Source organism: Pseudidiomarina donghaiensis (assembly GCF_900116895.1).
Taxonomy (GTDB): domain Bacteria; phylum Pseudomonadota; class Gammaproteobacteria; order Enterobacterales; family Alteromonadaceae; genus Pseudidiomarina; species Pseudidiomarina donghaiensis.
In genome coordinates this window covers 53,696-75,716 of the sequence record NZ_FPCF01000008.1, presented here as the reverse complement: position 1 = coordinate 75,716, position 22,021 = coordinate 53,696, and the positions used below count along the sequence as shown (strand labels likewise).

Here is a 22,021-nt window from a genome sequence, read left to right as displayed (position 1 = left end):
TTTGTTCCTTTCTTGGCACGTGTTCTTATGCAATGAATTCTTATGCAAAGGATAATATCAGGGGCTTTGACGTGGGGCTACTGTTTGGAAGAGCTCATCACACAGTTGCGGGTGCCTATCCAGTAGCGACAGCAATAAACTCACTGCCTTTGGCGGCGCCAGCTCACCTTGCTCGTAACGAGAAAATGCATTTTTTCCACCACCAAACAGCGTTCCTGCCTGTCGCTGGTTTAAGCCGATTTTTTTACGGATTTTTTTAATTTCATCGGGGCTAAGTATTCCCTCTATACGAGCACGAAAAGTCTGAAGTTCGCGACGCGTTGCTCTTAAATGCTCAGGCTCCAAAATGGCTTCATCGCATGTGTCACAATAAATACCAGGCTGTAAAATAGTGATCGACTGCCCTTGGAGCTCGTACCGTTGTTTTTTCTGGTCTTCATGCAATTTCCCTTTGCCACAGAACGGACAGGTTTTTTCCGTTAATTCCGACATATAACCTCCTTTATTTACACGAGCTTGAAAGACACAACGATATACCCCTTAAAGGGGAATTATATGTGTGTTTAATAAAAATTGCCATCCGTGGCCCTCAGAAAGTTTAGAAGGGCTAACAGGCTATTTATATTGATGCACGTGGTCAAACGTATCCTTTCGTAAGATAATTGCGCCTACAACTGCTGCAACATACCAACAAGCAACTGACCAACCGTGTGCACCTCGCTATGCAGCGAATGATTGTCGTTAACCAGCACCAAACGTACGTTGTGCTGGCGCGCCCATGCAATGGCGTTATCTACCGGCACCACATCGTCATGCCAGCCGTGCACAGCCGCAACTTGGCTGGCGACTGGGGCTGGGTAATTATTGGGGTAGCCGGGTAAGCCAAACGCTGGAGCCATCAACAACAAGCCATGGGGCTTTAACTGAGCCGACGCCGTGGTGCTGACATATCCGCCCATACTCGAGCCCACTAAAATCAAGCCATTGTGCGCAGGTAGCTCGGTATTCAGCAGTATGTTCACGCGCTCGGTTGGGTCATAGGTTGACGTGTAATCCACGCTAATTGTCTGCGCGCCCTGCGCTTCTGCAATTTCTTGTAATTTGCGAATTTTACGGCCTTGCGGGCCGGTTTCTTTGCCGTGACTGAATACCACGAGTGGTTTGTTTGGCATGGGAAGTCCTTATCTTATTAAAACTGGCGGTAGCGACAAATTTGTGCGCTCGGCTTTGGGTTTCTTGTTGAGCAAAAAATGTGCGCCCTGTTCGGTTAATTCAATATCGTACAAGTGGCAAAGGTAACGGTGCAAGCGCTTAGCAAAGCGTTGATACGGCTTGATTTTACGCGGCGAATTGGCGGTGAGACTGAACTCGAGCGGCTGCAACTCGGCCATGCGATGCGCAAGAACCGGCAAAACCCGCAGCGCTAGCGCAAAAGCTTCGGTATTAAGCTCAAGATCGTGATAAACCACGTTGGCTTCATCGCCCCAAAACACCAAGCCGGCGTCAGCACGACGTTGCGTGCCTATCGTGTTATTTCGGTAAGCTAGATTCACGCTTTGGCCATTAAAGTAAAATTCATAGCGATAAGGGCCAAGCTGGATGTTTTCGTGAAAACGCGGTGGTTGGTACATTGACTCTCCTTTGCAGTGACAACATGAGAGAGTTTACTGGGTGGGGGTGACGGATTGTGTCGCGAGCTTCCAAGAACCAACCGTAACTAGAGGAGCAGCGATCATTGTCATCACGGCCCATTTGTCCATTTCACCAATCCACATAGCGGCGAAAAACAATCCGCACGATATGCCCAAACCAATAATAAACGCCTGAGTAAGCGATGCTTCGGAACGGTAATATTTACGGCTGATAAATAACGCCAAAGCGATAACTGAAACAAAAGCGACCGGCTGTGCAACTGCCTGGGCAAATTGAGAAATGTCGCTGGGCGATTCGCTAAACCAGGCGTAAATGGTAATGACGAGCGTTGGCGCTAAAATGCTGACAGCCACGCTGGCAAGCGCAATGAATGGCATGACTTGAAGCAATTGTAATAGCTGTTTTGCGCCCTTGCGGTTTTGGTTCATTGGCTACCCGTTAAGTTGTGGCTTGCTGCGGCAAGCCTCAGGATTCGGAACATGTTCGTATAGCCAGCATTATGCGCTAATGATTTATGGTTGAGAATAGATTGGCGAATTTTGTGCTTGGCCGCCTTGAGCGTGTTTTTTTCTTACAACTAAATAAGCCACGCAGTGGTAAGGCCTGAGTTTATTCGACGTATTACCGGACCGCAAACCGAATCCGACGATCCTTATTTTCACCCTCTAAGTAATGAGCATTACGTCCGTTCCTCGCTCATTGCTGACTATTTATTCACCGTTTTAGCGGCACTGTTCACAAACAGCGAAGATTGTCCCTAGCGCCAAATACCGACGCTCAAAAAGAACGTGGCTTAATACTCAATACCGCTACTGCCGCTTTGACACTTTGGACATTTACGATGAAAAACATCGGTACCATTTGCCCCATAGATGTGTCCACATCCATCCTCCAAACATTCAAGCTTGTAAGCAATAGCATTGTGATCTGTACCTTGAACTCCCCGAGTGCCATGATTCTTTTGATTATTTCGGTTTATATAACCAATCTGAGTGCTCGTTGCTGTTCCATTCTTCCACATTGTTCGGGTCCTTATACGATCAAAAGCTCTAAATCTTTAGCATTAAACGTAACTTGATTCAAAGTTCATAACATCTAAAGCAGTCAGAATTTCTTTGCCTGTTAGTTTGCATTTTACGGCCTGTTTTCGAGCAGTCTTTCATTCAGGCAGTTATTCATAAGCAAAAGTCGCTGTGCATCGACATTCGTATTTCCAACCTTCGTTCTTTGCGTACACCAATGTCGAATAGAAGGTGTCAAAACTCTAAGTTCTAAAGCCACTAACAAGCCAAAAATCACTTCCCATAAATTACCAAATAGCTGCTCGCCAACGCTCCACGGCATATTCCCCTATCCCACAAGCTGGCTCATCGGTCATTAACCTAATCAATCCATCAAACAACACCCGTGCCAAGTCATCGCGCCCAAACAGCTGCAAGCTAGTTAATACGCGAGTGATGCGCGCATTGTTGTGCGAGTCAAAGGTAAACCAGTCGGTTTTGCGCTCCGCAAAATTGTCGCCGATGGCAATTTGCGGGCCATGTTCGGTCGCAACCACCTGAAGGCCTAGTAAGCCGCAAAAACGCACAAAACTGCGCACGAGGTTGTCTTGGGCTTCTGCGTTACTGCGTAAGAATTGAATGGTTGGCTCATCAAGAATGGGCGCATAAATGTTGCCAGAGCTATCGGTGGTCAGCGGAAACATCCATTGAATAAACATGTGGCTGCGCTCAAGCCAGCTGTCAGGTTTGGTCCATAAATCGACCAAGGTGTAGCCGCGATCATTCGGGGCGCCTTCACTGTAAAAGGCTTTCAGCTGCGCTAGGCGCTGTTGGTTTGTGCTTGCAGTATCAGGCATTGTTAGACCCTTTTATTTGTTTTGTTCTGCGGTGCAAGCCTTATAAGCTAGCCCTGTCAGCAACAATGCTAAATGTCCGGTAATCACCAAGTTAAATTGTCCGCTCTCCGTTAACCATATCCTTGCCGAAACTGTCGCACAAGGCTTGATACAGGGCCGCTTCCATGGCGATACCCTGCTGCGCTTGTTTTAATGCGCGAGCGGCAATGTAAACAAGGTACACAAACAAGCATATTAGATTGCAATTACTTTTTAATTGCATGAGGTTGATTCTAGATTAGAATAGATGAACAAAAGCCAATTAACTAAGAGTCCGAGACTATGCAAAAATCACTCAAGCACAAAGGCTACCAAGGCACTGTTGAGGTCGACTTTAAAAAAGGCGTACTCTTTGGCAAAGTGCTGTTTATCAATAGCCTAATTACGTATGCAGGCGCCACCCCCGCTGAGTTACAACGTAGTTTTACACAAGAGGTCGACGACTACATTAGCGATTGCGCAGCACTAGGCGTTGAGCCAGAAAAGCCGTTTAGCGGCACCTTCCAAATACGTTGTTCGCCTTCATTACATAAAGAGCTTACCGCTCAGGCGTTTAATGCCGGAATTTCGTTCAATAAATATGTGGTTTCGGTGCTTTCGGCTAAAAAGGAAATTGCGTAATAACATAAACGTTATTATATTAAAAAAGGAATTTGTTACTTGAAAATGCCAAGGAGCGCATATGCCACTTTCACGCGAATTTAAACAAACGGTGATGGAGCTTTGCAAAAGCCCTGAATACCGGAAGGTTTTGCTTATGGAGGCGCTGGAGTCATATCTCGAGGGCGACATTGCGGTGGGAAATTCCTTGCTACGTGATTATTTGAACGGCACACAGGCGTTTGCCGATGTCGCGAATGAGATTAATTTGCTAGAGCCAAGTCTGCGTAGAATGCTCGGCCCCAATGGTAACCCTACTGTGCGGAATTTTTTTGCGCTACTAAAAGTCTGCCAGCAACGTGAAGGTATTCGCGCTACTGACATGATTCACTCTTAACTAAAACGTCCGTTCTTTCGCTAATCTCATTTAGTCTAGACCTAAGCTCTTTTTCGCCTCAGCGACGGATAGTACGTTTCCCTCGCGAGCGTCAGCTAAACCTTGTGCAACCGCTTTAACAAACTGCAACTTTTCTATGGTCTTTTCGTAATCAGCTAGCCCTTCCACAACGACAACGACATCTTCAGAAAATTTTCCGCTCATAATATTCCACCTAGTCATCTTATAACTTTGTGCGATATTCTCGCGTAACGCCTTTTTAATCAACACGGACACACCCATGGGACTTTTCGAACGCTATTTATCAGTTTGGGTTGGGCTTGCGATCATTGTGGGCATGGCCGCTGGCAGCATAGCTCCGAGCATTTTCGTCAGCGTTGCGGCTTTGGAATACGCGCACGTGAACTTGGTCATCGCTGTGCTTATTTGGCTGATGATTTACCCAATGATGGTGCAAATTGACTTTGGCTCCATTCGCAATGTCGCACGCGAGCCTAGGGGGTTAGTACTCACCTTAATCATCAATTGGCTTATCAAGCCATTTACCATGGCGCTGTTAGGCTGGTTGTTTTTCAAAGGAATTTTCGCGGACTGGGTGGACCCGCAAACCGCGCCTGAATACATTGCCGGTATGATTTTGCTGGGTGTTGCGCCCTGCACCGCTATGGTGTTCGTGTGGAGCCAGTTAACCAAAGGCGACGCGAATTACACGCTAGTTCAAGTGTCCATTAACGACATTATTATGATTTTCGCGTTTGCCCCCATTGCCGGCTTGTTACTGGGCGTTACCGATATTACGGTCCCCTGGGACACCTTGTTGCTGTCGGTGGTTTTGTACGTGGTTGTGCCACTTCTTGCGGGCTTATTGACGCGCAAAAAGCTTGACGGAAAAGGCGATAGCGCGCGCTTAAATCAGTTTTTAGCGACTATGAAGCCGTGGTCAATTCTAGGCTTACTTGCCACTGTGGTTTTGCTATTTGCGTTTCAAGCAGAAACCATTTTAAGCAAGCCACAGGTGATTGTGTTGATTGCTATTCCTCTGCTGATACAAACCTATGGCATTTTTGCGCTCACTTACTTTATCGCCAAGCGCATGAAACTACGCCACAACATTGCCGCGCCTGCCTGCCTAATCGGCACCTCAAATTTCTTCGAACTTGCGGTAGCGGTGGCGATTTCGTTGTTCGGCCTACACTCGGGTGCTACCCTAGCGACCGTGGTTGGCGTGCTTGTTGAAGTGCCAGTTATGCTGTCGTTGGTGTGGTTTGCTAATCGCACCCGCCACTGGTTCGCATAGCGTATAAGAGTGGGGTGCAGACCCTGGTCCGGACCAGGGTCTGCCCCCTCCTCTACTAATGTCCGCCGAGGATGTCGGCAGCGTCAGGTTTGTCGTGCACGCCAAAGCGGTCGACGATGGTGGCGCTGGCTTCGTTGAGGCCGCGCACTTCAACTTCGGCGCCTTCACGGCGGAATTTAATCACCACTTTGTCCAGCGCGCCCACGGCGGTAATGTCCCAGAAATGGGCTTTGGTGAGGTCTATCACCACTTTGTCTAACGCTTCTTTAAAGTCGAACGCTTCGATAAATTTGTCGGCTGACGAGAAGAACACCTGGCCGACCACGGTATACACGCGCTCTGAGCCTGAAGCGTCAACGGTTGACGACACACTCATGAAGTGGCCAATTTTGTTGGCGAAGAACATGGCCGCAAGCAGCACGCCTACCCCGACACCAATGGCCAAGTTGTGCGTCGCAACAACCACCACCACGGTGGTTACCATGACGATATTGGTCGATAACGGGTGGTTTTTCAGGTTGCGAATAGAGTCCCAACTAAAAGTACCGATAGAGACCATGATCATCACGGCGACTAGCGCGGCCATGGGTATTTGCTTCAGCCATTCGTCGAGCACCAAAATCAACACCATCAAAAACACGCCGGCAGTTAAGGTTGACAAGCGCGTGCGCCCGCCCGACTTCACGTTAATCACCGACTGGCCTATCATGGCGCATCCGGCCATACCGCCCATTAAGCCAGCGCCGATGTTGGCAATGCCCTGCCCTTTACACTCGCGGTTTTTGTCGCTTGGGGTGTCGGTTAGGTCATCAACAATGGTTGCTGTCATCAGTGATTCGAGCAAACCAACCACAGCTAAGCCCGCAGAATACGGGAAGATAATAGCTAGTGTTTCAAGGGTTAATGGCACATTTGGCCATAAGAAAATTGGCAAGGTGTCGGGTAAATCTCCCATGTGGCCAACGGTGCGAATATCTATATTCCAAACTATCGCCACCACGGTTAATGAAATAATGCACACCAGCGGTGACGGCAGCATTTTGCCAATGATAGGCACGTACGGGAACAAGTAAATAATACCTAAGCCAGCTGCGGTCATGGCGTACACGTGCCAGGTCACGTTCGTTAGCTCTGGCAATTGTGCCATAAAAATCAATATCGCCAAGGCGTTCACAAAACCGGTCACTACCGAGCGCGACACAAAGCGCATTAAAGAGCCGAGCTTTAAATAGCCCGCGCCAATTTGCAGCACGCCGGTTAATAGCGTGGCGGCCAGCAAGTATTCCAAGCCGTGGTCGCGCACTAAGGTAACCATTAATAACGCCATGGCGCCGGTTGCCGCCGAGATCATGCCAGGCCGTCCGCCGGTAAAAGCAATGATGACGGCAATACAAAACGAGGCATATAAACCAATTTTCGGGTCTACTCCGGCAATAATTGAAAAAGCAATGGCTTCTGGAATAAGCGCAAGAGCGACCACAATACCCGCCAGTAAATCACCGCGGATATTCGAAAACCACTGGTTCTGAATGGCTTTGATCATAATTTTAATTTCGCTTTTTAGTTAACAATGAATAAATAACAAATACAGAAATGCGCCGCGTTCATGGCTCTTGTTTATTAAAGAGTATAAACGCAACGTTTATAAGAAATGTGAACGCTAGGGTGGCGTAAGGTTAAACAAACCAAGTTTCTCCGTCGTTTTGAAGCCGCGGATTATACGGAAATGTTTGATCGAACGCAAAAGACACCTTTTGAAATAAAGTTTGACTTACTCAGGAATAAGCGTACAGTGGGCGGCGTTGGTTAAGAAACAGCAAGTTAAATCTCTCTACGTCGCATTCAGTTAGTAACAATCTTCGTCCTGTAGCTTTAAATTTCCATTTTTTACCCCGCATGACTCCGTTCATAGCATTTTTGCTGTGGCGGCAAACTTTTAAAATTTCAGGATAAATATTATGTCTACTACAGTAACTGGTACCGTAAAGTGGTTTAACGAATCTAAAGGTTTTGGCTTTATTGAGCAACAAGGTGGCGCAGACGTATTTGCTCACTTCAGCGCAATTGCTAGCACCGGTTTCAAAACCCTTGCCGAAGGCCAACGTGTATCGTTCTCGATCACTCAAGGTCCTAAAGGCCCACAAGCTGAAAACATCGTAGCTTTATAAGCTTCGCTTTTCGCTGTAAAACTTGATTGAAAAGGAGCTCTTATGAGCTCCTTTTTTTGTGCCTTGAAATTGACGAGAAAAGGCATCACATCATAGGTATCAACCCAATGTGAGGTGTAACGATGTCTGATCAATTCATTGCAGCCTGTCCGTCGTGCCATAAAAAGAACCGTGTGGCGGCTGACAAGCCTCGTAGTGAAGCCAAATGTGGAGCTTGCAAGTCGCCGCTATTCCCGGGCAAAGCGTTCAAAGTGACCGCCGACGAATTTCGGGCGCACCGCGATAGTGACTTGCCATTGGTGGTGGACTTTTGGGCCAGTTGGTGCGGCCCGTGCCAGCAGTTTGCGCCTATTTTCGAACAAGTTGCGCAGCAGTACGCTGACAAAGCGCGCTTTGTGAAGGTAAGTACCGAAACTGAACCGCACTTGGCCCAGCATTTTATGATACGCAGTATTCCGACGCTTATGGCGGTGAAGAACGGCCAAGAAGTGGCACGGCAGGCCGGCGCTATGGGGCCATCGCAGCTGGTGCAGTGGCTGAATCAACATCTTTAAGAAAGGGGTGCAGACCCTGGTCCGGACCCAGCTCTGGACCAGGGTCTGCACCCCTCTCTCCCACTTCGTCACTCATCGAGTGAGCATTGCAGGCAGCGCGCGTTGCCGGTGATGAGTTTAGAAATGCCGTTGCGGTTGCGGGCAAAGAACAAGTAGCCTTTGTCTGCTAGCCATTTAATGACGGGCCAGCGCAGCGCTGCTGTCATCCAGCCACGCCCCACCGCAGACCATGCCGCGTGGGTCACGTCTAAACCGTAAATCATGTCGCCACTAGCTTTTTGCCCATGCAAAATACGATTTGCTTCGGCGATATCAATATGCGGGAAACGCTTCGCGAAATCATTCGCCCAAATATTTTCAAACTGCAATTTATGCTGTTTGTCTTTGGTTTTTAGTCGCCGCATTTCTTTGACACAAAGCGGACAACCACCGTCGTAAAATATTATTAACGCTGCCACTTTAATTACCTTGTTAAGTTTGAACCTGTGTTCTGTATTACGTGTTAGCTATCGCTTATGATCACCGCCAAGTTATAACGATAATCAGGAAACCAACATGAAACTTACCGTTGAAATTAGCAAATACCCACTGCAAGAGAATTATATTGACGCCATTCGTGGTTTTATTGATGAATTGGCCACCTATGACAAGGTGCATGTTATTACCAATACGCTAAGCACCCAACTATTTGGTGATTACGATGAGGTGATGGCCGCTTTGCAAGCATGCATTCGTTGGTCTTTTGAGAAGTACGGCAAAGTGGTATTTGTGTGCAAATTCTTGCACGGAGATTTACGCCCTGAATAAACATTGGTTGATTTTTTGTTGTTTTTTAATGGTGAGTAAGGTACAAAACATTGAGCTTGTTTTATAAACAGCTGAAGATCGGCACTACTCACCAAAGAAACAACAAGGAATGTCACATCATGAAATCTAAATTATTAATTGCTAGCACTGCGTTCGCGGTCACCTTAGGTTTGTCTGCATGTAGCGAATCGCCGGTTGAGAAATATCTCGGCCAATTAGACGACTTTGTGGTGGAGTTAGAAGAATTAGCCGCGCAAGACTCTGTCTGTAAGACAGTGCGTGACGGTATGAAAGCCGCCAACAAAATGCTTGACCCACGCGAACGTGGTTTGAAATTAGAAGACATCATTGACTATGAAGAGGAATTCACAGCCATTGGTGAGCGTATGGAAAAAGCCGATCGCGAAATTCGTCGCAAGCTTGACCGCGACTGCTAATACCTAACTTAAGAGAGGGGTGCAGACCCTGGTCCGGACCCTGGTCTGGATCTGGGTCTGCACCCCTCTCTACATCAAAAGAACAGAATCACCGTCCACACCACGCCCATTAAGCACAGTGCAAAAAACACGGCGGCGGATGCGAGGTCTTTGGCGCGGCCGCTGAGTTCATGAAACTCGGCACCAACGCGGTCAACAACCGCTTCTACCGCGGAATTTAGTAACTCGGTTATTACCAAAATAAACAGGGTGAACAATAATAAAAGCCGCTCCACCATAGTGGCTTCAACCCAAAAAGCGACAGGTACCAATATGGCGCACATAAGCGCTTCTTGTCGAAATGCGGCTTCGTAGCGCCACGCATTTTTAATGCCGCGCATGGAGTTAAAGGTGGCATGCACAATTCTATCAATGCCGGTTTTATTTGCTTTCATATATAGTTCCAAATTCGACCCATTTGGCCAAATGGTTTACTTCACGTATTCAACGCATTAGTTTGTATCACTCATTTCTTAAGACTTGCTTAATGTTTCACAGATAAGCTCTGGTTGCTACGGCAATACAGGACTTTTTCATGAAATTTTTTAGGCCGTTATTTTTATTTTACAGCACAAGCTTAATTGGGCTTGGGCTGTTTCGTATTCTGTATTTCATACTTTATAACGATCGCGTGCAAGCGGTGACATCGTTGCCCGTTTATTTAATAACGGGTATTCGTGCCGATTTCATTGTACTTGGCTATTTTGCGCTTATTGCTTTAATGACTTTACCTGCTTTTGCTTTATTCAAAGCTGAGCGCACTTGGTATAAAGCCAGCATCTTATGGTTCTCGCTTATCGGCTTGCTTATTCTTTTTATGGAATTTGCGACGCCTGCGTTTATTGCCCAATATGACACGCGCCCCAACCGTTTATTTTTTGAATATTTAGCCTACCCACAAGAGGTTTTTGCAACGCTTTGGAATGGTTTTCGCGGTTGGTTGATTGCCTCGGTTGGTGCAACTGGTGTTGCCGTTATTGGCATTCGCCAACATACTAAACGTCAATTAAGGAAGGTGCCAAATCAACGTATGCCTTGGCAGACGTGGGTTGCATGGCCGTTAATACTTTTCATGGTGTTTGTTGGCGTGCGCTCTACGGTGTCGCACCGCCCTGCTAACCCGGCATATTTTGCCACAACTGCCGACCCTCTGGTTAATTCGCTATTGATTAATTCAACTTATTCACTGTTGTATGCTGTTTATAATTTAAAACACGAAAGTAAAGCCAATTTGGTGTACAGCAATCAAACTGAACAAGAAATTATTCGAACGGTTTTAAATGAGCCACATTTGGCGCAGCAGCAATTTACTCAACCTAATTACCCGACCGTGCATGTTCAGCCGGCCTCGGTGCAGCGTGAAAAACCGCTTAATGTGGTGATTATTCTAGAAGAAAGCTTAGGCGCAACTTTTGTTGAGTCGTTAGGTGGCCTGCCGTTAACGCCAAATTTAGAGCGCTTGAAGCAGCATGGTTGGTGGTTTGAGCAACTATATGCCACTGGCGTACGGTCGGTACGAGGCATTGAGGCTGTGGTAGCAGGCTTTCCGCCCACCAGAGCACGCAGCACAGTGAAGCTTTCCAATTCGCAGCGTGATTTTTTTACCATTGCTGAGTTTTTACAGCGCAAAAACTACGCCACTGAGTTTTTATATGGCGGCGAGGCCCATTTTGACAACATGGCGACATTTTTTGCGGGCAATGGGTTTGCGAGCATTATTGACCAGCGTCACTATGAAAACCCGAAGTTTGTGGGTAGTTGGGGCGTTAGTGACGAGGATGTTTTTGGGCGTTTGCACGAGCGTTTGCAAGCTGCGCAGCAAAACCCGCAACAGCCCTATTTTGCCTTGGCGTTTAGTTCGTCAAATCATGAACCCTTTGAGTTTCCAGACAATACCATTGAGCTGGCCGAGCAACCGAAGCAAACCTTAAGCAATGCGGTGAAGTATGCTGACTATGCGCTGGGCAAGTTCTTTGACAAGGCCATGGCGAGTGATTATTGGCAGAACACTCTCTTTTTAGTGGTGGCCGATCATGACACCCGCGTTTACGGTAACGAGCTGGTACCGGTGAACAAATTTCATATTCCAGGGCTAATTTTGGGCGCTGATATTGAGCCTAAACGGGTTCAAGCCATTGCCAGCCAAATTGATTTACTGCCCACCTTAGTGTCGTTGGCTGGCGTTAGCGGCGAGCTACCTACCTTGGGCCAAGACCTAAGCGCAGGTATGGCCCCTGCAAACCGTGCAATGATGCAATTTGGTGATAATTTTGGCTGGTTAGAAGACCGTAAGCTTACGGTACTGACCGTGGACGGCAAGGCGATGCGCTATAGCTATGCGCCATCGCAGCAGCACTTAACCCCGTTGAATGAGCCGTTAAGCGACGCTGAGCTGACCCGTATTCGCGCCCACGCCGCAATACCTTCGGTACTGTATCAGCAGCGCTTATACCACGTGCCGCAACCTTAACTCGCAGCAAAATGTAGAGAGGGGTGCAGACCCGGGACCGCCCCCGGTCTGGACCTGGGTCTGCACCCCTCTCTTATAAAAAACATCGACGCCAAGCTGTTGTGCCAAGTTCTCCACAATACTCAAGCCCAAACCGGCGCCTTCAACGTTGAGCTGGCGGCCGCGATAAAACCGCTCGCTAACCCGTTCAATGTCGACGGCGTGATCGGCAGCAACAGCGTTGCAAATAGTGAGTGTATCAACGTCAAAACTCACTGTTAAAAAACTACCCGCAGGCGCATATTTAATGGCGTTGTCAATGAGGTTGCTAAACAATAAATACCAATAACTATGTTCGCCCGAACAGGTTAACTTCGCCGGAATTTGCACGTCGCTGGTTAAACCTTTGGCGTCAATTCGGTGGTAATTATCCGCCAGTACTTGGCGTAAAGTTTTGGCGATGTTGTCATTGCCACGCACAGCAACCACGTTATCCACTTTTGCCAATACCAGCAAACTTTCCACTAAATTAACGATGCGATTGGTGCTTTGCAGTAATTCATCCAAGTCATCAGCTTGCGGCACAGCGCCAGCATCGCGCAAACGCTGCAAACGCACTTTTAGCGCCGCTAGTGGCGTTCGCAGCTCATGGGCGGCGTCAGCCGAGAAGCGTTTTTCACGGGCAAAGGTTTGTTCAATGCGCGCCAAATAGTAATTCAAGGAATGTTTCACCAGCTCAACTTCTTCGCCGTCATTGGCTGGCGGAAACGCCGAGTAGTCATTCGGTTGGCGACTGCGTAACGCGTGAGAAAGCCGCGCAAAGCTTTGAAAGCTGCGGTTAATAGCCACCCAGCCAAGCCACAGCATAAACGGTAATAACAATAAAACCGGTACAATGGTGTCAACGGCTAAGTCTGAGCGCAACTCAGCGCGAAAATCGTCTTCTTGAAACAGCAAGACCCGTGCTTGGCCATTGGTTGTGGTCATGCCAAACACGTGCCAGTGCTGATCTTTCATTTGATAAATTGAAAAGCCCGCAGTAAACGGCAGCTCCTGTTGCGTGGGCGCATTGTCGCTGTATAGTTGCCAACCTTCGCTCACGCCCTCAATGCGGTAGGCAAGTTTGTTTTCATAATCGTGCTGGTCAAGCGACGGTATTACCACTTGTTGCTGGCCTGCAACCAATTGCTGCTGAGCAGGCTCTGCCACCATCACCGCTAAGGTTTTCGCCTGCTGAATCATTTCGGTGTCAAATAGCTCGTCTACTTCGTGGCTAATTTCAAAGTAAATCCACGCTGCCGAAATGCTCGAACACAACAGGTATACCACCGAAACAGTGACTAAAATGCGCCGCCGAATAGAACGCATGCGTCGGGTCATGCGTTCCCACAACACGACAAAAATAGCATTTAAGCGCGACATGTTAAGCGGTATCCAATGCCGCGAATGGTTTCAATGCAGTCTTTGCCACCCAGTTTTTTGCGTAAGTTCGACACATGAACCTCAAGTGCGTTGCTTTCAATGTCGGCGTCGTTATCAAACACGGCTAATTCTAGCTTGTCGCGGCTGTGTACGCGTTCTGGCGCATGCATCAATGTTTTCAGCAATTCAAATTCGCGGCGTGACAAATGAATCGGTTCACCATGCAAAGTTACCTCGCGGGTTTGCGTGTCGAGCTGCAACGCCCCTACCGCCAGCACATTGGAAGCAAAGCCATGTTGGCGGCGCACTAAGGCGCGTAAACGCGCCGCAAGTTCATTTAAATCAAAAGGTTTGGTTAGGTAGTCGTCGGCTCCGTTATCTAGCTGCTGCACAATTTCTTGGCTTTTGTCGCGTGCGGTTAAAATAAGAATGGGTAAGGTTACCCCTCGCTTGCGGCAGCTTACTAACACCCGCGCCCCTTCAAGGTCAGGCAGGCCAAGGTCTAGCACCATGGCGTTGTATTCACCATGGTTCACCGCACTAATCGCCGCAGCGCCGGTTTGCACCCAGTCAACGCTAAAACCGCGCTCGGCTAAGCCAAGCTTTACCGCTTGGCCTAGCATCGAGTCGTCTTCTACCAATAACAACCGCATGTTATCTCACTTTTTTGCGAATTTTTGCATACAAGGCTTCAACTTCCTTGCGCCGCTCGGCGTCGGCTAATGGCCGCTCTGGTCGTGCGGGCGCGGCAAGGGCTTTTTCTGCAAACTGCTGCGCCCGACGGTAATTTCGTTGCTCATACAAATAATCGGCATAAAAGTAGTTTGGGTCAATGCCATTGGGGTTAAATTCTAAGGCTTTTTCGAGTAATTCCTTGGCTTTATCATCGTCGCCAAAACCGAGGGGCCAGCCGGGCACTTTAGAATACAAGGTACCTAAGCTTGCGTAGGCCGAGCCCTGTAGTGCATCTGGCTGCAACGCTAAGGCTTTCTCCAAGCTTGCGCGAGCGTCCTTTGCCAGCCCCAATGCGCCTAAGCCGCCTTTGGCGCCGGCATACGTACTTTGCACAATGCCCTGCCAGATATAGGCTTCGGCATTGTTTGGTTCAGCTTGCACCCACTGCTTCGCTTGCGCAAGTAATGCTTCAAAGGCTTTTTCTTGGGCGTCGTCTTGCAAGGTGTAGTTCACCTCAGCCCAGCGTTTTTGAATGTCTTCAAGGGTGGTTGCTGCCACCGTTTGGCTACTTAAAACAGCCATCATTGCGGGGATTAAAAAGCGTTTCATTTGTTTTGCTCCTGGGTCAATTGATAAAGCAGTTTTTGAGGTTTTTTCATGCCACTGGCTACCACACTCGGTAACCAACCGTTTAGCCACACAAATAGGCGTTCTGGCCAGCCAATAACAACGTTGGTTTGTTGGGTTTCAATTTGCCGTAGCACATGGGCAGCCACCACTGCGGGGCTGTCGGCGTGGGTATGCAGGCGTTCATTCAGTTCGGCGGTAATGCCGTCGTTGAAGGTGGTGCTTATTGCCCGCGGTGCGCAATACATCAGCTTTGGCCCATGGGCCCCAAGTTCGCGATGCAATGCTTCGGTAAAGCCGCGCAAGCCAAACTTTGACGCACAGTACAGCGTTTGCCCGGGGTAGCCCAAACTACCAAATACCGAGCCCATATTGAGTAACCAACCGCGTTGCTGGGGTAAATAGGGCAACAAGGCGGCGGTTAGCTGCATGGGTACAGTTAAGTTGGTTTGAATAACGGCATGAATGTGCTCGGCACTTTGTTGCGACAGTAAGCCGGCATGGTTAATGGCCGCGTTGTTAATAACCCCGGTTACCGGCCGTTGGGTGCTGCGCTGCTGCTCGACATAGGCTTGCAATTGGGCAAGCGCGTCGGGCGTTGTTAAATCAAGTACATAATATGACTGCTGGTACGCATTGCCGAGTGCTTGCAGCGCCGCTTCGTTGCGGCCCACAAGTAATACTTTCGCACCGCGTTCGCTCAGCGCTTTGACGAGGCTTTGCCCTAGCCCACCTGCGGCACCGGTAAGAATAATATGCTGCTGTTGCCAGTTCAATTTAGGCATGGGCCACCTCGGGTTGCGATGCAAACGCTTGCGCGAGTTCAGGCAAGGCGCGGAACATATCGCCGTACAAACGGTACACTTGTTTGGCGGTGAGGATAATGGCCTGCTGCATGGATGGGTCGTCTATGCGGTTCATCAGCTGCTCAAAAAACGCAACATGCTCAAGGTCTAACGCGCCATGAGAATTGAGATAGCTGAAGGCCTTTTTCGGTAACTGCAGACTGCTTTGAATTTGACCCGCCGCTTGGCTCGCTAATTGCACGCTAGTGCCTTCCAGCACATGCGCCATGCCAAAAAACGACGCCGCGTGCAGGTTGTCAATGTTGCCGTACACCAAACTCACCATGGCTGCCGTGCTGCTATGTGGCTGCGAGCGTTTGACATGTTCGGCGCTAGCACCCGTTGCGGCGATATCGTTGAGTATCCACTGCTCGTGGCCATATTCTTCGTTAATGTATTCAATAATCGCTTTGCGTAACCATTCATGGTCATGATCAATGCGGCTACCGGCACGCATCAGTAGCGGCGTGGTATGTTTGACATGGTGATACGCTTGCTGCAAAAACGCTTGATATAGCGGCAGACTAATATTGCCCTGCAGCGCTTTTTGTATAACCGGGGCCGACAGCAAGTACTGCTGTTCTGCTTGGGTTGCGTGAACTAACTGCTGGAAAAAGTTCATGGTTTTTACCTCGTGGTTGCAAATGGTGTTGGTCATGCCGTTGCTCATACCATTATTCTGGGCATGGCCGAATGCTGGTGGGTAACAAGATGTGCATAGTGCATCGCGATGCTGTCGCGACGATTACGCCCAGTTCCGGTAAGCATTTGGTTTGTCACGCTAAATGGCTCGCTAATTTGATGCCAACGACGAATTTGGGCATATTCAGGAAGCCGCGAATTCACCTGGGCTATGGCGTGCGACAATTGCTCCTGCCTGCTGGTGTTCATAGCAGGCGCAGCGCTATGGGCAGATTGATTGGCAACAAGAAGCGCGGTGATGGGCAAATCTTCGCCGCCAAACACCGCAGCCTGCATAATTTCAGGTGTGCTGGTTAATTCAGCTTCTAGCCACTCTGGATCAACATTGCGACCAAACGGCGTGATCATGGTGTTCTTTTTACGGCCGTTAACGAACACGTAACCTTGCTCATCAACGTGGCCCCAGTCGCCAGTATAAATTCGCTCGGGGTACCAACTGCTGCGGTCATGCACATAGCCCAACATGGTGTTGCCGTGCAGCACAATTTCACCGTTGATAATCGCCAGCTGCGCATGCTTTAACGCTTTGCCGACGCTGCCCGCCGGTGCTTTATTGCCTGGGGCGTTAAAGCACGCTACGGAGCTAAATTCTGATAATCCGTAACCTTGAAACAAGGGTAATTCGAGTTCGGCGGCACGCTGTTCAATGCTCGGTAATAGGCGCGCACCACCCACCGCAATGACGCCAAACGAGGATGCGTTAAGCGCGCCTTGTTCAGTGGCCTGAATGATGGCACTCACCAAACCCGGCGTGGCAATCACGCTTTGTGGTTGGTACTGGCGCAAATTTGCGACAACGTGCTGTAAATCGGTATCCGCCAGAATCATTTCATAGCCTCGCCACAAGCCTAAATACACGCCGGCAATGTTCTCCAGTAACACCGCCAAAGGCATGACGCACAAATGACGTTGCACGCGTATTTGACCCAACCGATCGTCAAGCGCTGTCACGGTTTTGATGATATTTTCGGAACTTAAGCACACGCCTTTGGGCTCGCCGGTACTGCCTGATGTATAGGTGATTTTTACGGTGCCCTGTGGTAACGCCGGAAGGCTATTGGGCGCTAACGCTTGCCATTGCGGTACGTTTTGCAGGTTGGTTAAAACAACTTCTGCGCCACTGTCGGCCAAAAGCTTTCGTTGCTGCTCGGCAGTAAAAAACGGCGGCACCGGAATACACACCATGTTGTTGAACAGTAACGCTAAGTCGTTAACCACCCACTGAATGCTATTGGCTTGGTGGAGTGCAACGCGCTGTAAACCACTATTTGTCAGCATTGTCATGCGCTCGTTTACGGCTGCTAGTAACTGTTGGTAAGTTAAACAGTCATGTGGGTCGCGTAACGCGTTGGCGTTGGGTTGTTGCTGAGCGTAGCGCTGCAACCGCTGGTACAGAATGTGGTTCATATGGCCACCTTGGTTTGGCTGACCGGCACTTGATTCATGGTGACCTGCCTAACGGCGGCCCGGCGTGGTGCACAGGCCACCGGATTGCGCCCCCAGCGTTGTTGTACCGCAGCCATAAATACTTGTGGCTGTTGCTGATAGTAGCTACCCCATAGGTTTTGCAGCGACTCGGGTAATGCCTGTTCATGCGCCGGCGCCAGCGCTTGCGCCTGTATGCCAAGGCGTTTGAGCTTAAGCTGTAAAAACCGAGTGACGGTAAACAGTAAATATTGGCGCTGAAGATCATGGGCCGCTTGGTGAATTGCCACAAATAAAATCTGCAAGTAGTTACCGCTAAGTACTGCCATTGAGCCCACTTCTGCAAGCTTATGGCGTGGTTGTTCTAGCGGTTGGTTTAGGTAGTACTCAGAAAACAGCGGGGCTTCTTCGGCCAGTTGCATTCCACATGCAGCAACAATTTGCGTACCTTCAAACACCGCAATTAAGCGCGGCGGCAAGTGGTTTAAGCAGGCATTAAAATGTACCCAATAGCGCTCACAAATAAAGCGCTCGACGGCGTGTCGCTGCGGGTGATTCAGGTCAATCAGTTGGTACGTCATAGTACAGGCTCCGTGGCTAACGTGCGGTTTCGTTAGTGTTGCCTGATACTTTAAGTGGGAAAACTTAAGAGAAGCTTAACAGTGGTGCCGTGACGGTGTAGCGCGGTTTGCGGGAAAAGTTCCCAGCGTAAAACAAGAGAGGGGTGCAGACCCAGGTCCGGACCAGGGGCCGCCCCGGGTCTGCACCCCCCTCTATCATATTTAGAAGTTGTAGCGCACGCCTAACATAGCTACAGTCGGATCAATTTCAACGTCGACAGACTCAGCGGTCACACCATTGATGCGAACGTCTGCAGTGGTGTCAATATCCATGCGGCTCACCATGAAGTGAACGCCCCACTTTTCGGTTAATTTGTAGTTGAAACCAGCTTGAACGGCGTAACCGAAGCTGTCCGACAACGCTAAATCAACCGTGTCGGTTGCAGTAATTACACCTAAAGCACCCAAAGTACCCGCCAATTCTGGAGCAACTTTGTCTTCAAAAAATGTGGTGTAGTTTAAACCTAAGCCCACGAACGGTTTAAAGGCGTCAGAGCCAACATCAAAATGGTATTGCGCAACCAAGGTTGGCGGCAAATGCTTAGTGCTACCAACTTTCAAACCAGCAATAGCGCCGGTGCCGTGAATGTCATGACTAAATGGCGTCGCGGCAATAAGTTCTAGCGTCCAATTGTCGTCAATTTTATAGTCAATGGTTAAACCTAACTGCGTATTGCTATTAACACTTACGCCCATGCTACCAGCCGGTGCGCCAGCTACCGACTCAATAACCGGCAGCGAACCACTACTATCATTAGGCATCACGCCAATGGCACCAACGTTTACCGAAATGTCTGCATAGGCTGGCATCGCTGCACCTAAAGCGAGTAAACTACAAGCAATTATTGACTTTTTCATACAACTCTCCTTCGTTAGTTGCGGTCATTTTAAGAGCTAACGCGGGAAATAAGTTGATCCTGATCAATAAATAAATACACAGTAAAATCAGGGGTATTAATCACGCCCGCAACTACCACTTAAGGAGTATATTCGTGGTCAAAAAGCTCGTTTTCCCAGTATTGATGAGTTGTTATATGGCATTACTCATGACCTGTTTAATCACCTATATTAATACCGGGTTCGATGCCGGATTTTGGCCCCGTTGGTGGACAGCATTTTATATCGCCTGGCCCATTGCTGGTGTGTTAATGTTTTTCGGTGCACAGCGTATTCGCGAATTAAGCGAGCGCATTGCCGCTAAGTTTTAACTTAAGGAAATAAGCTCATGAAATTTCGAAATTATCTTGTAATAATTGCCATCGCAGCAGCACTGGTTAGCAGTCATTCATGGGCTTCAAGCGACTCAGAAAAACAAGCTCAAGCGCTGGCTGAATATCAGCAACACGTCAAGAACATGCAGTCTGGCATGGCCATGAAAACGGTTGTGATTGCCGCTCGTAAAGCTTTTATGGCTAGTTCGGCTTACAAGCCTTACGATGGCCCTGAAGTGGGTTTACAAAGTAGCTTAAGCGCTGCTTTTGATTCAGAAAATTGGCAGCAATGCCTTGAGCTGTCGAAACGTCTGCTTGATTACTCTTATGTTTCATTAATCGGCCATTACACGGCTTATGCATGCAATACCGAGCTTGGCAATAGTGAACAAGCTGAGTTTCACGGTATTCTCACTGAGCAAATTATCGATGCCATTGTTGCAGACCAAGACGGGTTATCGCCCGAGTCGGCGTTTACCACGCTAAGTACCCCAGAGTTATACATGTTTTTAGGCGTTTTGGGACTAACCGCCACCGAACAAGGCCTGCAAGAGCAGGAAGGCCGAATGTTTGACGCAATGACAGTGCACGGCGAAGGTATTCCTGAAGAATCCCCTGTTATTCTATATTTCGATATTACCGAGCAATTTAAGCGCGGCCTTACCGAAGCCGAGAACGGGGCCGAGAACGAGGCCGACAACGAACAAGGTAACCAGCACTAAATGTTATTTCAGCCAGAACAAACCTACGCCAAATTATCGCCTTTACTTGCTAGCCCGTGCGCACCAACCCCGGTGGCAGAGCCACAATGGATTGCATTCAACCAAGCCTTGGCGAATTCGTTAGGAATTCCAGCTGAACTGCACAACACCGAGCAAGGCTTGCTGCTGTACGCGGGCAACCAATTACCCAAGTGGGCACAACCCCATGCGCTTGCTTATGCAGGGCATCAGTTCGCAAACTTCGTGCCGCAACTTGGCGATGGCCGCGCACTGCTTCTTACTGAGGTTCTAGACAACAACCAGCAACGCTTCGACATTCAACTCAAAGGCGCAGGCCGTACGCCCTACTCGCGGGGTGGCGATGGTCGCTCAGCCATTGGCCCTGTGTTGCGTGAATACATTGTTAGCGAAGCCATGCATGCGCTCAATATACCCACCACGCGCGCCTTAGCAGCTGTTGCCACTGGCGAAGTCGTACAACGTGAAAGCGCGCAGCCAGGCGCCATTTTAACCCGAGTGGCAAGCAGCCATTTACGGGTGGGAACGGCGCAGTATGTGCTGGGTTTGAAGCGCTATGATTTGCTCAAGCAATTCGCCGACTATGTTATTCAACGCCATTACCCAAGTGCCGCTGAGGCCGCAAACCCATACCTTGACTTATTAAATCAAGTGATTGATACACAAGCACAACTTATTGCTAAGTGGATGAGTGTTGGCTTTATTCATGGCGTCATGAACACCGATAATATGACTTTAAGCGGTGAAACCATTGATTACGGCCCTTGTGCCTTCATGGAAGCCTACAATCCGGCGCAAAAATTCAGTTATATTGATCGCCGCGGCCGTTATGCGTATCAAAACCAGCCGCCTATTGCTATGTGGAACTTAGCCCGCTACGCCGAAACTTTGCTGCCCTTGTTAACCGAAACCGACAACGACACCGAGCAAGCTATTCAAGTGGCGACCGCTGCTGTTGAAGGGTTTGAAAGTGTTTACCACGGTTACTACGAACAAGCCATGGCTACCAAAATTGGCCATGGGCATAAAGCTTCAGAGCCAGTTACACAGCAGTTACTAGAGCGCTTATTGCATTTGATGCAGCAACAACAGGTGGATTTCACCCTGGCTTTTCGTTACCTCGGTGATACAGATTCAAGCCGCTTCATTGAATTATTTAGCCAGGACACAACCAGTGCGAAAAACTGGTATCAAGACTGGCTAGCTAGCCACAACGACTCCAAACTAACCGTCGTAAAACAAGCCATGAACCAAGTGAACCCTGCGGTCATTCCTCGTAATCACCGCCTTGAAGAAGTCATTCAAGCGGCGCAGAATAGCGGCGACTTGCGTCCTTTCAACCGATTCGTACAAGCCTTGCAACAACCTTTTGAAGAGCGCCAAGAGTTTGCCGAGTTTATGCAGCCAGCGAAACCAAGTGAGCAGGTAACAACGACTTTTTGTGGCACTTAAAAAT

Annotated in this window: 28 protein-coding genes; 11 read left to right on the top strand and 17 right to left on the bottom strand. The window is 48.8% G+C overall.

Features of this window, described 5'->3' with window-relative positions:
• Positions 1–57 precede the first annotated feature (57 nt).
• The 5 genes from BM334_RS11485 to BM334_RS11460 form a co-directional block, all read right to left on the bottom strand.
• Positions 58–492, bottom strand: a complete 435-nt coding sequence (locus BM334_RS11485; protein WP_092841864.1) for a type II toxin-antitoxin system MqsA family antitoxin — start codon at positions 490–492, stop codon at positions 58–60.
• Positions 493–668: 176 nt separating this feature from the next.
• Positions 669–1,172 carry an alpha/beta hydrolase gene (locus tag BM334_RS11480; RefSeq protein ID WP_092841862.1) on the bottom strand — a complete coding sequence of 168 codons (504 nt, stop codon included), beginning with the start codon at positions 1,170–1,172 and terminating at the stop codon, positions 669–671.
• 9 nt (positions 1,173–1,181) lie between these two features.
• Positions 1,182–1,631, bottom strand: a complete 450-nt coding sequence (locus BM334_RS11475; protein WP_092841860.1) for a hypothetical protein — start codon at positions 1,629–1,631, stop codon at positions 1,182–1,184.
• A 33-nt stretch (positions 1,632–1,664) separates the two neighbouring features.
• Entirely contained in the window at positions 1,665–2,081 is a 417-nt protein-coding gene (locus tag BM334_RS11470; protein WP_092841858.1) for a hypothetical protein, read from the bottom strand.
• 881 nt (positions 2,082–2,962) lie between these two features.
• Complete coding sequence (locus BM334_RS11460; RefSeq protein WP_092841854.1) at positions 2,963–3,511, bottom strand: opioid growth factor receptor-related protein; 549 nt, start codon at positions 3,509–3,511, stop codon at positions 2,963–2,965.
• A gap of 321 nt (positions 3,512–3,832) precedes the next feature.
• On the opposite strand from BM334_RS11460, the gene BM334_RS11455 reads away from it, so the two are divergent.
• Complete coding sequence (locus BM334_RS11455; RefSeq protein ID WP_092841852.1) at positions 3,833–4,171, top strand: type II toxin-antitoxin system HicB family antitoxin; 339 nt, start codon at positions 3,833–3,835, stop codon at positions 4,169–4,171.
• Positions 4,172–4,232: 61 nt separating this feature from the next.
• Positions 4,233–4,547 (top strand): helix-turn-helix domain-containing transcriptional regulator, encoded by a 315-nt coding sequence (locus BM334_RS11450; protein ID WP_092841850.1) that lies wholly within the window; start codon positions 4,233–4,235, stop codon positions 4,545–4,547.
• Positions 4,548–4,577: 30 nt separating this feature from the next.
• Here BM334_RS11450 and BM334_RS11445 read toward each other — a convergent pair whose 3' ends face one another.
• Positions 4,578–4,751 carry a hypothetical protein gene (locus tag BM334_RS11445; protein ID WP_177215091.1) on the bottom strand — a complete coding sequence of 58 codons (174 nt, stop codon included), beginning with the start codon at positions 4,749–4,751 and terminating at the stop codon, positions 4,578–4,580.
• A 76-nt stretch (positions 4,752–4,827) separates the two neighbouring features.
• On the opposite strand from BM334_RS11445, the gene arsB reads away from it, so the two are divergent.
• Positions 4,828–5,844, top strand: coding sequence for an ACR3 family arsenite efflux transporter (gene arsB / locus BM334_RS11440; protein ID WP_092841848.1), 1,017 nt, complete (start codon positions 4,828–4,830; stop codon positions 5,842–5,844).
• 55 nt (positions 5,845–5,899) lie between these two features.
• Here the strand turns inward: arsB and BM334_RS11435 are convergent, their stop codons facing one another.
• Entirely contained in the window at positions 5,900–7,387 is a 1,488-nt protein-coding gene (locus BM334_RS11435; protein WP_092841846.1) for a SulP family inorganic anion transporter, read from the bottom strand.
• A gap of 415 nt (positions 7,388–7,802) precedes the next feature.
• Here BM334_RS11435 and BM334_RS11430 point away from each other — a divergent pair, with 415 nt between their 5' ends.
• Entirely contained in the window at positions 7,803–8,012 is a 210-nt protein-coding gene (locus BM334_RS11430; RefSeq protein WP_092841844.1) for a cold-shock protein, read from the top strand.
• Between the two features lie 122 nt (positions 8,013–8,134).
• A complete protein-coding gene (gene trxC, locus BM334_RS11425; protein WP_092841842.1) occupies positions 8,135–8,566 on the top strand; it encodes a thioredoxin TrxC in 432 nt (143 codons plus the stop codon).
• Positions 8,567–8,634: 68 nt separating this feature from the next.
• Here trxC and BM334_RS11420 read toward each other — a convergent pair whose 3' ends face one another.
• Positions 8,635–9,024 (bottom strand): thiol-disulfide oxidoreductase DCC family protein, encoded by a 390-nt coding sequence (locus tag BM334_RS11420; RefSeq protein ID WP_198677380.1) that lies wholly within the window; start codon positions 9,022–9,024, stop codon positions 8,635–8,637.
• A 97-nt stretch (positions 9,025–9,121) separates the two neighbouring features.
• Here BM334_RS11420 and BM334_RS11415 point away from each other — a divergent pair, with 97 nt between their 5' ends.
• Both BM334_RS11415 and BM334_RS11410 read left to right on the top strand, forming a co-directional pair.
• Positions 9,122–9,373, top strand: a complete 252-nt coding sequence (locus BM334_RS11415; RefSeq protein WP_092841841.1) for a YkoF family thiamine/hydroxymethylpyrimidine-binding protein — start codon at positions 9,122–9,124, stop codon at positions 9,371–9,373.
• A gap of 119 nt (positions 9,374–9,492) precedes the next feature.
• A complete protein-coding gene (locus tag BM334_RS11410) occupies positions 9,493–9,810 on the top strand; it encodes a hypothetical protein (protein ID WP_092841839.1) in 318 nt (105 codons plus the stop codon).
• A 74-nt stretch (positions 9,811–9,884) separates the two neighbouring features.
• On the opposite strand, the gene BM334_RS11405 is transcribed toward BM334_RS11410, so the two are convergent.
• Positions 9,885–10,244 carry a diacylglycerol kinase gene (locus BM334_RS11405; protein ID WP_092841838.1) on the bottom strand — a complete coding sequence of 120 codons (360 nt, stop codon included), beginning with the start codon at positions 10,242–10,244 and terminating at the stop codon, positions 9,885–9,887.
• 140 nt (positions 10,245–10,384) lie between these two features.
• On the opposite strand from BM334_RS11405, the gene BM334_RS11400 reads away from it, so the two are divergent.
• Complete coding sequence (locus BM334_RS11400) at positions 10,385–12,319, top strand: LTA synthase family protein (RefSeq protein ID WP_092841836.1); 1,935 nt, start codon at positions 10,385–10,387, stop codon at positions 12,317–12,319.
• Here BM334_RS11400 and BM334_RS11395 read toward each other — a convergent pair.
• From BM334_RS11395 to BM334_RS11360, 8 genes are all read right to left on the bottom strand, one after another.
• Positions 12,296–13,720 carry a histidine kinase dimerization/phospho-acceptor domain-containing protein gene (locus BM334_RS11395; RefSeq protein WP_241970984.1) on the bottom strand — a complete coding sequence of 475 codons (1,425 nt, stop codon included), beginning with the start codon at positions 13,718–13,720 and terminating at the stop codon, positions 12,296–12,298. The genes BM334_RS11400 and BM334_RS11395 overlap by 24 nt on opposite strands.
• Positions 13,708–14,373: a response regulator gene (locus tag BM334_RS11390; RefSeq protein ID WP_092841835.1), complete on the bottom strand. Its 666-nt coding sequence runs from the start codon at positions 14,371–14,373 to the stop codon at positions 13,708–13,710. Before BM334_RS11390 ends, BM334_RS11395 begins: the two co-directional genes overlap by 13 nt.
• 1 nt (position 14,374) lies before the next feature.
• A complete protein-coding gene (locus tag BM334_RS11385) occupies positions 14,375–15,004 on the bottom strand; it encodes a tetratricopeptide repeat protein (RefSeq protein WP_092841833.1) in 630 nt (209 codons plus the stop codon).
• Positions 15,001–15,807: an SDR family oxidoreductase gene (locus BM334_RS11380; protein WP_092841831.1), complete on the bottom strand. Its 807-nt coding sequence runs from the start codon at positions 15,805–15,807 to the stop codon at positions 15,001–15,003. Before BM334_RS11380 ends, BM334_RS11385 begins: the two co-directional genes overlap by 4 nt.
• Complete coding sequence (locus tag BM334_RS11375) at positions 15,800–16,489, bottom strand: iron-containing redox enzyme family protein (protein ID WP_092841898.1); 690 nt, start codon at positions 16,487–16,489, stop codon at positions 15,800–15,802. The genes BM334_RS11380 and BM334_RS11375 overlap by 8 nt, the downstream gene beginning before the upstream one ends.
• 44 nt (positions 16,490–16,533) lie before the next feature.
• Positions 16,534–17,976 (bottom strand): AMP-binding protein, encoded by a 1,443-nt coding sequence (locus BM334_RS11370; RefSeq protein WP_092841829.1) that lies wholly within the window; start codon positions 17,974–17,976, stop codon positions 16,534–16,536.
• Positions 17,973–18,575: a thermostable hemolysin gene (locus BM334_RS11365; RefSeq protein WP_092841826.1), complete on the bottom strand. Its 603-nt coding sequence runs from the start codon at positions 18,573–18,575 to the stop codon at positions 17,973–17,975. The genes BM334_RS11370 and BM334_RS11365 overlap by 4 nt, the downstream gene beginning before the upstream one ends.
• A 201-nt stretch (positions 18,576–18,776) precedes the next feature.
• A complete protein-coding gene (locus tag BM334_RS11360) occupies positions 18,777–19,472 on the bottom strand; it encodes an OmpW/AlkL family protein (protein ID WP_092841823.1) in 696 nt (231 codons plus the stop codon).
• A gap of 134 nt (positions 19,473–19,606) precedes the next feature.
• Between BM334_RS11360 and BM334_RS11355 the strand changes: the two genes are divergently transcribed.
• The 3 genes from BM334_RS11355 to BM334_RS11345 are packed head-to-tail and all read left to right on the top strand — an operon-like array spanning position 19,607 to position 22,017.
• The gene (locus BM334_RS11355) at positions 19,607–19,822 is read left to right on the top strand and encodes a DUF2798 domain-containing protein (protein ID WP_198677381.1); all 216 of its coding nucleotides are present in this window, start codon (positions 19,607–19,609) and stop codon (positions 19,820–19,822) included.
• Positions 19,823–19,839: 17 nt separating this feature from the next.
• The gene (locus tag BM334_RS11350) at positions 19,840–20,547 is read left to right on the top strand and encodes a DUF4919 domain-containing protein (protein ID WP_092841820.1); all 708 of its coding nucleotides are present in this window, start codon (positions 19,840–19,842) and stop codon (positions 20,545–20,547) included.
• The gene (locus BM334_RS11345; RefSeq protein WP_092841818.1) at positions 20,548–22,017 is read left to right on the top strand and encodes a protein adenylyltransferase SelO; all 1,470 of its coding nucleotides are present in this window, start codon (positions 20,548–20,550) and stop codon (positions 22,015–22,017) included.
• The last annotated feature ends 4 nt before the right edge of the window (positions 22,018–22,021 follow it).

Bases quoted from the DNA above. Each gene is read 5' to 3' on its own strand.
- BM334_RS11400 (WP_092841836.1), top strand. From the start codon at position 10,385: ATGAAATTTTTTAGGCCGTTATTTTTATTTTACAGCACAAGCTTAATT.
- BM334_RS11460 (WP_092841854.1), bottom strand. From the start codon at position 3,511: ATGCCTGATACTGCAAGCACAAACCAACAGCGCCTAGCGCAGCTGAAA.
- BM334_RS11470 (WP_092841858.1), bottom strand. From the start codon at position 2,081: ATGAACCAAAACCGCAAGGGCGCAAAACAGCTATTACAATTGCTTCAA.
- BM334_RS11430 (WP_092841844.1), top strand. From the start codon at position 7,803: ATGTCTACTACAGTAACTGGTACCGTAAAGTGGTTTAACGAATCTAAA.
- BM334_RS11455 (WP_092841852.1), top strand. From the start codon at position 3,833: ATGCAAAAATCACTCAAGCACAAAGGCTACCAAGGCACTGTTGAGGTC.
- arsB (WP_092841848.1), top strand. From the start codon at position 4,828: ATGGGACTTTTCGAACGCTATTTATCAGTTTGGGTTGGGCTTGCGATC.
- BM334_RS11485 (WP_092841864.1), bottom strand. From the start codon at position 492: ATGTCGGAATTAACGGAAAAAACCTGTCCGTTCTGTGGCAAAGGGAAA.
- BM334_RS11390 (WP_092841835.1), bottom strand. From the start codon at position 14,373: ATGCGGTTGTTATTGGTAGAAGACGACTCGATGCTAGGCCAAGCGGTA.
- BM334_RS11380 (WP_092841831.1), bottom strand. From the start codon at position 15,807: ATGCCTAAATTGAACTGGCAACAGCAGCATATTATTCTTACCGGTGCC.
- BM334_RS11350 (WP_092841820.1), top strand. From the start codon at position 19,840: ATGAAATTTCGAAATTATCTTGTAATAATTGCCATCGCAGCAGCACTG.
- BM334_RS11475 (WP_092841860.1), bottom strand. From the start codon at position 1,631: ATGTACCAACCACCGCGTTTTCACGAAAACATCCAGCTTGGCCCTTAT.
- BM334_RS11410 (WP_092841839.1), top strand. From the start codon at position 9,493: ATGAAATCTAAATTATTAATTGCTAGCACTGCGTTCGCGGTCACCTTA.
- BM334_RS11345 (WP_092841818.1), top strand. From the start codon at position 20,548: ATGTTATTTCAGCCAGAACAAACCTACGCCAAATTATCGCCTTTACTT.
- BM334_RS11395 (WP_241970984.1), bottom strand. From the start codon at position 13,720: ATGTCGCGCTTAAATGCTATTTTTGTCGTGTTGTGGGAACGCATGACC.
- BM334_RS11405 (WP_092841838.1), bottom strand. From the start codon at position 10,244: ATGAAAGCAAATAAAACCGGCATTGATAGAATTGTGCATGCCACCTTT.
- trxC (WP_092841842.1), top strand. From the start codon at position 8,135: ATGTCTGATCAATTCATTGCAGCCTGTCCGTCGTGCCATAAAAAGAAC.
- BM334_RS11415 (WP_092841841.1), top strand. From the start codon at position 9,122: ATGAAACTTACCGTTGAAATTAGCAAATACCCACTGCAAGAGAATTAT.
- BM334_RS11385 (WP_092841833.1), bottom strand. From the start codon at position 15,004: ATGAAACGCTTTTTAATCCCCGCAATGATGGCTGTTTTAAGTAGCCAA.
- BM334_RS11375 (WP_092841898.1), bottom strand. From the start codon at position 16,489: ATGAACTTTTTCCAGCAGTTAGTTCACGCAACCCAAGCAGAACAGCAG.
- BM334_RS11365 (WP_092841826.1), bottom strand. From the start codon at position 18,575: ATGACGTACCAACTGATTGACCTGAATCACCCGCAGCGACACGCCGTC.
- BM334_RS11360 (WP_092841823.1), bottom strand. From the start codon at position 19,472: ATGAAAAAGTCAATAATTGCTTGTAGTTTACTCGCTTTAGGTGCAGCG.
- BM334_RS11450 (WP_092841850.1), top strand. From the start codon at position 4,233: ATGCCACTTTCACGCGAATTTAAACAAACGGTGATGGAGCTTTGCAAA.
- BM334_RS11445 (WP_177215091.1), bottom strand. From the start codon at position 4,751: ATGAGCGGAAAATTTTCTGAAGATGTCGTTGTCGTTGTGGAAGGGCTA.
- BM334_RS11370 (WP_092841829.1), bottom strand. From the start codon at position 17,976: ATGAACCACATTCTGTACCAGCGGTTGCAGCGCTACGCTCAGCAACAA.
- BM334_RS11435 (WP_092841846.1), bottom strand. From the start codon at position 7,387: ATGATCAAAGCCATTCAGAACCAGTGGTTTTCGAATATCCGCGGTGAT.
- BM334_RS11480 (WP_092841862.1), bottom strand. From the start codon at position 1,172: ATGCCAAACAAACCACTCGTGGTATTCAGTCACGGCAAAGAAACCGGC.